This window comes from Corallococcus sp. AB045 (assembly GCF_003668895.1).
Taxonomy (GTDB): domain Bacteria; phylum Myxococcota; class Myxococcia; order Myxococcales; family Myxococcaceae; genus Corallococcus; species Corallococcus coralloides.
On record NZ_RAWN01000048.1, the window covers coordinates 44,235 to 54,111 of the forward strand.

The window sequence follows — 9,877 nt, forward strand, 5'->3', positions numbered from 1 at the left end:
ATTCACTGCCGCACGGCCCGCACAAGACGGGCCCTGAAAGGACGCCCGACCATGCTGCGCAAGAGCTTGCTGTGTGCCTCCCTGCTGTTCGTGGGCTGCAACGACGCCCAGAGCAATGACGCGGACACGTTCCGTGACGGCCTGCCCTCCAAGGAGATGACGCAGGTGAAGGCGCCGAAGGCGAACGGCCAGGGCCTGACGGCGGCCGGCCCCTCCGCGCAGTACGGCCAGGGGCAGAAGGCGGAGTACTACCAGGCGACGGTGAACGCCACGGTGGCGGTGAACGGCGGCACGCTGTGGGTGCTCAACCTCATCGAGCAGATCTCCAAGTATCCGCCGACGACGTTGGAGGAGAACAAGGCGGTGTGGGGCCCGAGCACGGAGGCGCTGAGTCCCACCACGTGGCGGCTGACGGTGACGAAGTCGGGGGAGGCGTCGTTCTCCTGGGTGCTGGAGGGCAAGGCGAAGGGCGAGGAGGACAGCGCCTTCCGCGCGGTGCTGTCCGGCACGCAGCAGGTGGCGGTGGACGCGGATGGCGAGCGCGTGAAGGGCTACGGCTCCGGCGAGCTGTTCATCGACTGGGACGCGGCGCACACCCTGCCGGATGCCGACGACAACGTGGGCACGGTGGAGATCCGCTACTCGCGCCCGAGCGCCTCCGCGGAGGCCACGGTGGACGCGGACTTCCACCAGGTGCGTGACGACAAGGACCCCAACAAGCGCGTGGACGGGACGTACCACTACAAGGCGTCCGCGACGGCGGGCGGCGAGTTCGAGTTCGCGACGTTCGATGACATCGCCGCGGGTGAGGCGCTGCCCGTCATGATGGAGAGGCTGTCCATCAAGAGCCGCTGGACGGCGACGGGGGCCGGCCGCACGGACATCCGGGTGACGGGGGGCAACCTGGAAGACGAGGCCACGCTGAACGAGTGCTGGGACACGAACTTCCTCAGCACCTACTTCCGCGTCAGTTTCATGCCGCGCCTGGGCTACGGCGAGGAAGCAGAGGCCTGCGGCGAGTTCACGGCGGCGGTGTACTCGTCGCTGTGAGCCGGGTCGCGGTAGGCTTGCGCCGCGCGTGACCGGACCGACCCCGCTGGCCCTGAAGGTGGTGCCTCCCCGTCCCAACGAGGACCGGCGGGCCGTCCTGCGCGATTTGTATGTGAAGTATGGCGGCAGCGTGCGTGAGCGCTGCCGCTACCTGCTGAAGGACGCAAGCCGGGCGGAGGACGCGATGCATGACGTCTTCGCCCGAGCGCTCGTGCACGGGGAGTCGTTCCGGGAGGAGGCGTCTCCGCTGACGTGGCTGATGAAGATCGCCACGCACCACTGCCTCAACCAGCTGCGCTCGGAAGGGGCGGCGTGGCGGAAGTGGTTCGCGAGGGACGAGGCGGCCCGTTCAGAGGGCCATGGCGGCGCGGAGGCGATGGAGACGCGCGACCTGGTGCGCAAGCTGCTGGCCCGGGTGGACGCGGAGACGCAGGCGGCGGCGATCCACTACCACGTGGACGGGATGACGCTGGAAGAGGTGGCCGCGGTGCTGGGGCGTTCGGTGCCCACGGTGCGCAAGCGGCTGGAGCACTTCGCGGAGCTGGGTGGAGAGGAGCTGAGCGTCCGATGAGCGCGCACGAGTCGAGTTGGACATTGCGCCGCCTGCACGCCGGCGAACTGCCCGCCCCGGAGGCCCAACGCGTCCAGGCGCATGCGAAGGCGTGCGAGGCGTGTGGCGCGGCGCTGAGGTCCTTCGCGGACGCGCAGGCCGCGTTCGAGGCGGAGGTGCCCTTCGAAAGCTTCGAGGCCGGCGTGGAGCGGGCCCGCGCGAGGCAGGCTTCGAAAGAGCCGGCGACGCGCTCGCAGTGGGTCCGGCCGCTGATGGCGGTGGCGGCGTCCGTGGTGGTGCTGGTGCTGGCGCGTCCGCTGCTGGAGACCGGCGGGAGGACGGATCCCATCCAACCGCCCGTCACGGGCAACCGCATCAAGGGCGGCGCGGGCGCGGAGCTGCGAATCGGTGGAGGCGCGGAGCCGCAGCGGGTGGCGAGCACGGAGGCGCCGGAGGCGTTGCAACCCGGTGAGCGCGTGCGGCTGGGCTACACGGCGGACGCGTACCGCTACGTGGCGGCGCTGTCGGTGGATGCGCAGGGCGAGGTGACGCCGCTGTATCCGGAGTCCGGGGACAGCCTCTCGGTAGAGCCGAGCGCGGGGCAGCGCTGGCTGCCGGAGAGCGTGGAGTTCACCGGCGCGGGTGCGGAGCGCGTGGTGCTGGTGCTGACGGACGCGCCCGTGTCCATGGACGCACTGAGTGACGCGGCCCGGAAGGCCTTCGTCGCCGCGGGCCGAGATGTCACACGCATGGCCCCGCTGGACGTGGCGGGTGCGCAGACGCAGTGGATCTTGCTGAAGCCATGAGCGACGGCCCTGTGAAACAGGTGCTCGCTCCCGTTGCGGCCTGGGCACGGGCCGCGTTCACGCGACTCCTCGCTCCAGGGGCGTGGCGTGCGCCGTGGAGCGCCTCGTCGGCGTGCACAGTGCCTGCTCGCGCGTCAGGGCTCGGTCGTTCGTGGGTCGCGGCGATGCGGGCGTCGATTCCCGCGCTGGTCCTGGCCTCCAGCACCGCGCAGGCGGACACACTGCACCGCTTCGCGCTCATCGCGGGCAATGACACGGGCGGCGCGGACACGCGGCCCTTGAGCTACGCGCGCGACGATGCGCGCAAGATGCACGACCTGCTCACGCGGCTGGGCGGCGTGTCTCCGGCCGACGCGAAGCTCCTCCTGGATGACGACGCGAAGGACTTCCTCGGCGCGCTGTCGGAGCTGGAGCAACGGGCCCGCGCGGCCCAGGCTCGCGGCGAGCGCACCGCGCTGTTCGTCTACTACTCCGGTCACGCGAAGGATGGCGCGCTGCGGCTGGGTGATTCGCGGCTCGCCTTCGATGCGCTCAAGCGCCGGCTGGCGGACGCGCCCGTGGACATCCGCATCGCCATCCTCGACTCCTGCCGCTCCGGTGCGCTCACCCGCACCAAGGGGGCTCGCAAGGCCCCGGCCTTCGACGTGGAGTCCGGCGCGGCACGCGATGCCCGGGGTGTCGTCATCCTCACCTCCAGCGCCGCGGACGAGGACTCGCAGGAGTCGGATACGCTGGGCGGCAGCTACTTCTCCCATCACCTGGCCAGCGGCCTCCTGGGAGACGCGGACCGCAGTGGCGACGGACGCGTGACGCTCTTCGAGGCGTATTCACACGCCTACGCCCGCACGGTCGCGGACACGGCCGACAGCAGCGCGGGCCCCCAGCACCCCACGTTCAGCTACGACCTCGCGGGCAACGGCGACCTGGTCCTCACCGACCTGCGCGCGAGCGCCGAAGGCCTGGTCGTCCCCGGCAACGCCCCCGCGGGCTCCTACTACTTCGTGGATCCGGGCGGCCTCGTGGTCGCGGAGCTGGACAAGGCCGCGGACACCGAGCGCCGCGTGGCCCTGGCCCCCGGCACCTACCGCGTGAAGCGCCGGCTCAGCGACCGGCTGCGCATCGGCGAGGTGGAGGTCGCTCGCGGACGCACGACCATCCTGCAGGAGCCGCGCTTCAAGGACGCGCCCTTCTCCGACGACCCCGTGAAGGGGGCGATGCTGGACAAGGGCGCGTGGTGGACTTTCGGCCTCACCGGCGGCTTCCAGTCCTTCTTCGACGCCCAGACGCGCCAGTCCCTCTTCCTCTCCGTGCCCCTCTTCGGCGCGGAGGCCGAGCTGCACGACTACTTCCGCCGCGACTGGGTCTGGGGCTTCGACGCGGCGGTGGGCGGCACGAATGGCGTGCTGTCACTGCCCACGCTGGCGGGCCCGGCGTACCGCTACTCCGTGGTGAACGTGGGCACCAGCCTCACCGCCGAGTGGCCCGTGGGCCGCGTCGCCCCCTTCGTGGGCGTGCGCGTCGCGTACCTCATCATGGGCCGCAAGTTCGATGACGCGGCGTTCCCGGATCAACGCTTCGCCATGGTGTCACCGGGCCTGGCGACGGGCGCGCGCTTCCAGCTCACGCGGAAGTTGAACCTCACCGCGCGCAGCCGCCTGCAGTACCTCCAATACACCGTCGACGCGCAGCGCTCCCTGGGGTTCTGGGAGCTGGCCGCGCTCCTCACGTACGAGCCATGAGGGAGCACGTGATGCGAACCCCAGCCCTGGCCCTCTGCTGCCTCCTCGCGGTCGCGTGCGGCGGCGACTTCTCCAACGACGACCTGGAGTTCCAGAACGCCCTGCCCCAGCGCGAGGACCTGGCCGCGAAGCTGCCGGACACCGCCCGCTCCGGCCAGGGCCTGGGCACGCGCAACCAGCGGCTGAGCGCGTCGCTGGTGCTGGGCGGCACGTCGGAGCTCGCCCTCCAGGCCTACCAAGAGGGCACGCGGTTCAACACCAGCGTGGACAGCCTGCTCGCCCTGCTGGAGCTGTTCCGAAACGCCCCGCCCACCACGCGCGAAACCGACCGGCGCATCTGGGGCCCCTTCCCCTCCGACGATCACCCGGGCCACGAGCTGCGCTTCGTGATGGAGCGCCAGGACGCCTCCTTCGAGTACCTCCTCCAATTCCGCCCCCGGGGCGGTGGCGAGGACGCGTGGTGGACCTACCTGCCCGGCACCTTCAAGGCGGACGGCGGCATCCGCAAGGGGACCGGTACGCTCGCGCTGGACCTCAAGGCGGCCCGCGCGCACGGCATGGACACGGGGGACGCGAACACCGTGGACCGGCTGGACATCGACTACCAGACGAAGGCGCTGCCCACGCGAGTGGAGCTGCTCTTCACCGGCGCGGGCGCCGCCATACCCAACACCCGCTATGCGTCGCGTCAGACGCCCGAGGGCCTGGGGGAGATGGCGTTCCGGTTGCCGAGCACGGACCTGATTCCCGGCGGGCTCCTGGAGACGCTGGACATCCTGGCGCGCTGGACGCCGGATGGCCGGGGCGTGCTGGTGCTCAACATCCTGGACGGGGACGCGAAGGGCGCGCAGTACACGGAGTGCTGGGACACCCGGACGCGAATCACGTTCATGCAGCGCAACTGGGACTTCATCACCCCCACCGAGGGCGACCGCCGCACCTGTCCGGACGTGTCCGCGCTGGACCCGAAGCCCTGAAGAGGCCGCCCGGGCTCAGGGCCGGACAGCAGCCGGGCGGACAGTCCCTGGCCGTTGGAAGGTGACGCGCGGGGTGGATTCTCTATGCTGGCGGCGGTTTCCCGCGCCCCCATGCCCAACTCCTCGCTTCTCACCGTCTTGAAGAGCCGGCGCATCTGGCTCCTGATCGCCGTCGGCTTCGCGTCCGGCCTCCCCCTGTGGCTGACCGGCGTCACGCTGTCCGCGTGGATGAAGAACGAGGGGGTCAATCTCAAGACGATTGGCATCTTCAGCCTGGTGGCGCTGCCCTACACCTTCAAGGTGCTGTGGGCGCCGCTGATGGACCGCTACACCCTGCCCTTCCTGGGCCGGCGGCGCGGCTGGATGCTGCTCACGCAGGTGCTGCTCATGGGCGCCATCGCCGCCATGGGCCTGGTGAACCCGAAGGACGCCCCGCTGGCCATGGCGTGCATGGCGGTGGTGGTGACGTTCCTGTCCGCCAGCCAGGACATCGTCGCGGACGCGTGGCGCACGGACATCCTCCCCATGGAGGAGCGCGGGCTGGGCAACTCGATGTACGTCACCGGCTACCGGCTGGGCATGCTCGTGGCGGGCGGGCTCGCGTTCATCCTGTCGGATCACCTGGGCTGGTCCCAGACGTACTACGTGATGGGCCTGCTCATGGGCGTGGGCGTGGTGGCCACGCTGCTGGCCCCGGAGCCCCAGAGCGTGCGGCCTCCGCGCAACCTGGCGGATGCCGTCGTGCGGCCCTTCGTGGACTACTTCCGCCGCAAGTACGCGCTGGGGGTGCTGGCGTTCCTGGTGCTCTACAAGCTGGGGGATGGCATCGCCGCCAGCATGGTGACGCCCTTCTACATCGAGCTGGGGTTCTCCAACACGGAGATTGGCACGCTCAGCAAGACGCTGGGCATGGTGGCCACCATCAGCGGCGGCCTGCTGGGCGGCGTGCTGATGGTGAAGCTCAGCATGCGCCGCGCGCTGTTCATCTTCGGCGCCGCGCAGGGCCTCACCAACCTGGCCTTCATGGCGCTGGCGCTGGTGGGCAAGAACGACCTGATGCTCGCGGGCGCCATCGCGGTGGACAACGTGTGCACGGGCCTGGGCGTGACGGCGTTCGCGGCCTTCATCATGTCGCTGTGCCACAAGAGCTTCAGCGCCACGCAGTACGCGCTCTTGTCCGCGCTGGGCACCATCGCCAACCGGCTCATCGGCTCCATGTCCGGCTTCCTGGCCACGTGGATGGGCTGGCCCACGTTCTTCGCCTTCACCGCCGCGGCGGCCATCCCCGCGCTGGTGCTGCTGATGTTCCTGCCGGAGCACGCCGCCCAGCCCCAGGAGGACGAGCCCCCCGCGCCCGAGGCCGCCCCGCCCGCGGCCTCCGTCGCCGTGGCGCGCTGACGGCTTCCGGACACGCGCCCCCGTCCCGACCGCCCGCACCCCGCCCGCTACTGGACGGAGCGCGTCAAGACGGGTGAGGCTCGCGACAGGGCCTGTGACTTCGGCTCCCCTCTGAATGCGCGCGCGGCTAGGGTTGCCCCGTCATGGCCCACCCTTCCGCTGGCAAGCCCCTTTCGCGCGACCTGCTGATCAACCCCGAGAAGCTGCGCGCGCAGTACTACGACGACACGCCCGACGCGTCCGTGGCCGAGCAGCGCGTGGCCTTCGGCACCTCCGGTCACCGGGGGAGCGCCGCGCGCCGCAGCTTCAACGAGGCGCACATCCTCGCGGTGGCGCAGGCCCTGTGCGAGTACCGCAAGCAGCAGGGCCATGACGGCCCGCTGTTCCTGGGCATGGACACGCACGCCCTCTCCGAGCCCGCCCAGCGCACCACGCTGGAGGTGCTGGCCGCCCACGGCGTGGAGGTCCGCTACACGGACGGCGCCACGCCCACGCCGGTCATCTCCCACGCCATCCTCACGTACAACCGGGGCCGCACGAGCGGGCTCGCGGACGGCATCGTCATCACCCCGTCCCACAACCCGCCGGAGGACGGCGGCATCAAGTACAACCCGCCCAACGGCGGCCCCGCCGACACCAACGTCACCTCGCTGGTGGAGAAGCGCGCCAACGAACTGATGGCCGCGGGCAACAAGGGCGTGCAGCGCGTCCCCTACGAGCGGGCTCGCGCGAGCGCCACGGTGAAGGCGTACGACTTCATCACCCCGTACGTGGCGGACCTGGCGAACGTGGTGGACCTGGACGTCATCCGGGGCGCGAAGCTGAAGCTGGGCGCGGATCCGCTGGGCGGCTCCAATCTGGAGTACTGGGCGCCGATCGCACAGAAGTACGGCCTGGACCTCACGGTGGTGAACCCCACCGTGGACCCCACCTTCGGCTTCATGCCCGCGGACCATGACGGGAAGATCCGCATGGACTGCTCGTCGCCGTACGCGATGGCGAACCTGGTGAAGCTCAAGGACCAGTACGCGCTCGCGTTCGGCAACGACACGGACTCCGACCGCCACGGCATCGTCACCCGCAGCATGGGGTTGATGAACCCGAACCACTACCTGTCGGTCGCCATCAACTACCTCTTCCGCAACCGGCCGGGCTGGAAGGCGGACGCGGCGGTGGGCAAGACGCTGGTGAGCAGCAGCCTCATCGACCGCGTGGGCAAGGACCTGGGCCGCCGCGTGGTGGAGGTGCCGGTGGGCTTCAAGTGGTTCGTGGACGGACTGCTGGACGGCTCGCTGGGCTTTGGCGGCGAGGAGAGCGCGGGCGCGTCCTTCCTGCGCAAGGACGGCACCGTGTGGACCACGGACAAGGACGGCATCATCCTGGACCTGCTCGCGGCGGAAATCCTGGCGCGCACCGGCAAGGACCCCGGCGAGCACTACCAGGAGCTGGCGAAGAAGTTCGGCGCGCCGCTGTACACGCGCATCGACCAGCCGGCCACGTCCGCGCAGAAGGCCGCGCTGAAGAAGCTGTCGCCGGAGGCGGTGAAGGCCACGACGCTCGCGGGCGAGCCCATCCTCCAGCGCCTCACGCGCGCGCCGGGCAACAACGCGGACCTGGGCGGCCTCAAGGTGACGACGGAGAACGGCTGGTTCGCCGCGCGTCCGTCCGGCACGGAGGATGTGTACAAAATCTACGCGGAGAGCTTCCGCGACCAGGCGCACCTGGACACCATCGTCCAGGAGGCGCGCGCCATCGTCGCGGAGGCGTTCGCCGGAAAGTAGGCGTGGACTCAGGCGCCTCGCGCGGGGTTCGATGCCGCGCGAGGAGCCCCCACCGCCCATGGACGTGAAAACCATCCTGCAGTACGTGCTCGCGCTGTTCATGGTCGCCGCGGGGGTGAACCACTTCCTCAAGCCCCGCATGTACATGCGCATCATGCCGCCGTACCTGCCCCGCCCCCGGGAGCTGGTGCTGCTGAGCGGCGTGGCGGAGGTGCTGCTGGGCATCTTCCTGCTGGTGCCCGCCACCACGCGGCTCGCGGCCTGGGGACTCGTCGCGCTGTTCGTGGCGGTGTTCCCCGCGAACATCTACATGGCCCAGCACCCGGAGCAGTTCCGGAAGATTCCCCGGTCCCTGCTCTGGGCGCGGCTGCCGCTCCAGGTCGTGCTCATCGCGTGGGCACTCTGGTACGCCTGAGCGCGCCGGAGCCTCGTCAGCGCCAGAGCGGCGCGTGGTCCTCGATGTACTGGCGCACCGTGCGCGTGGGACGGCCCAGCAGGTTGGTGAGCGTGGGGTCCACCTGCTCCGCCTTCCCGAAGCGAAGCCCCACGTGCATCAGCGTCTGCATGCCCAATTGGCCCCATGACAGCCGGCGCTGGTGCAGGTGGCGCACGTAGCCGGGCACCGACGCGGGCACGTAGCGGATGGGCCGGCCCAGCACCTCCGACAGCACCGACGCGACCTCCTCGAACGTCACCGCCTCCAGCCCGGTGAGCGTGAAGGCGCGGTTGCGCAGCGACGTGTCCAGGAGCGCCCGCGCCGCCACTTCGCCCACGTCGCGCACGTCCACGAAGGCCACCTTGCCGTGGCCCGCGGGCATGTAGAGCCGGCCGTCCTGGCGGATGTCCTCGCGGTACGCGTCCCCCAGGTTCTGCGCGAAGAACGCCGGGCGCAGCAGCGTCCACCCGATGTTGGAGCGCATCAGGTGCGCCTCCACCGCGTGGTGCGGCGCCCATGCGCGCGTCTCCGCGCCCGCCATGGACAGGAACACCACCTGCTTCACGCCCTGCGTGGCGGCCGCGTCGATGAACGCGGTGAGCGTCCCTTCCGCGTGGGCGATGGCCGGCGGATGCATCAGGAACACGCCCCGCACACCCTCCAGCGCGGGGAGGAACGTCTCCGGCCGCAGGAAGTCCAGCGGCATCGGCATCACGTCCCCATCCATCTCCTTGAGCAGCGACACCGTGTGCTCCGGCGACTTCACCGCCGCGCGCACCGCCACCCCTTCGGCCAGGAGCGCGCGCACCACCGCACGCCCCACGTTGCCCGTGGGCCCCGTGACCAGCACCGGCCCACTCACCACGGCCAACCCTCCGCAACCCACCGGACACGGCCGGCGCCAGACGACGCTCCTGCGCTCATGAGGAACCTCCTCCCGCGAACCCGCCACCCCGGAAACCGGCCGGCGACGGGGCGATTTGGACCCACCCTGGCGTCCCATTCCCTACGCGTAAAAACGCACCCGTTTTGATCCGTTGAGGCCTCCGCTCTCAAATTCCGGAAGTTGAGAATGGAGCGTACGGCAGCCAACACCTCGCGTGTGGGAGGGTCGGCTGCCGAGCACACGGCGGAGGGTGG

The 9,877-nt window shown here is 70.5% G+C and carries 9 protein-coding genes; 8 read left to right on the forward strand and 1 reads right to left on the reverse strand.

Annotated features, from left to right (window positions below; genetic code table 11):
* The first annotated feature begins 51 nt into the window (after positions 1–51).
* The 8 genes from D7Y21_RS14280 to D7Y21_RS14315 all read left to right on the forward strand — a co-directional run bounded on the left by D7Y21_RS14280 (position 52) and on the right by D7Y21_RS14315 (position 8,716).
* Positions 52–1,050, forward strand: a complete 999-nt coding sequence (locus D7Y21_RS14280) for a hypothetical protein (protein ID WP_121713779.1) — start codon at positions 52–54, stop codon at positions 1,048–1,050.
* Positions 1,051–1,078: 28 nt separating this feature from the next.
* Positions 1,079–1,621, forward strand: coding sequence for an RNA polymerase sigma factor (locus tag D7Y21_RS14285; RefSeq protein WP_233612098.1), 543 nt, complete (start codon positions 1,079–1,081; stop codon positions 1,619–1,621).
* The gene (locus D7Y21_RS14290; protein ID WP_121713781.1) at positions 1,618–2,406 is read left to right on the forward strand and encodes a DUF4384 domain-containing protein; all 789 of its coding nucleotides are present in this window, start codon (positions 1,618–1,620) and stop codon (positions 2,404–2,406) included. Before D7Y21_RS14285 ends, D7Y21_RS14290 begins: the two co-directional genes overlap by 4 nt.
* A 164-nt stretch (positions 2,407–2,570) precedes the next feature.
* Positions 2,571–4,145, forward strand: a complete 1,575-nt coding sequence (locus tag D7Y21_RS14295; RefSeq protein WP_121713782.1) for a caspase family protein — start codon at positions 2,571–2,573, stop codon at positions 4,143–4,145.
* Between the two features lie 11 nt (positions 4,146–4,156).
* Positions 4,157–5,122: a hypothetical protein gene (locus tag D7Y21_RS14300; RefSeq protein WP_121713784.1), complete on the forward strand. Its 966-nt coding sequence runs from the start codon at positions 4,157–4,159 to the stop codon at positions 5,120–5,122.
* A gap of 111 nt (positions 5,123–5,233) precedes the next feature.
* Positions 5,234–6,520, forward strand: coding sequence for an AmpG family muropeptide MFS transporter (locus tag D7Y21_RS14305; protein ID WP_120564199.1), 1,287 nt, complete (start codon positions 5,234–5,236; stop codon positions 6,518–6,520).
* Between the two features lie 143 nt (positions 6,521–6,663).
* Positions 6,664–8,301, forward strand: a complete 1,638-nt coding sequence (gene pgm / locus D7Y21_RS14310; RefSeq protein ID WP_121713786.1) for a phosphoglucomutase (alpha-D-glucose-1,6-bisphosphate-dependent) — start codon at positions 6,664–6,666, stop codon at positions 8,299–8,301.
* A 58-nt stretch (positions 8,302–8,359) separates the two neighbouring features.
* Complete coding sequence (locus D7Y21_RS14315; protein WP_120564123.1) at positions 8,360–8,716, forward strand: DoxX family protein; 357 nt, start codon at positions 8,360–8,362, stop codon at positions 8,714–8,716.
* Positions 8,717–8,732: 16 nt separating this feature from the next.
* Here the strand turns inward: D7Y21_RS14315 and D7Y21_RS14320 are convergent, their stop codons facing one another.
* Entirely contained in the window at positions 8,733–9,602 is an 870-nt protein-coding gene (locus D7Y21_RS14320) for an SDR family oxidoreductase (protein ID WP_199735421.1), read from the reverse strand.
* Between the last annotated feature and the right edge of the window lie 275 nt (positions 9,603–9,877).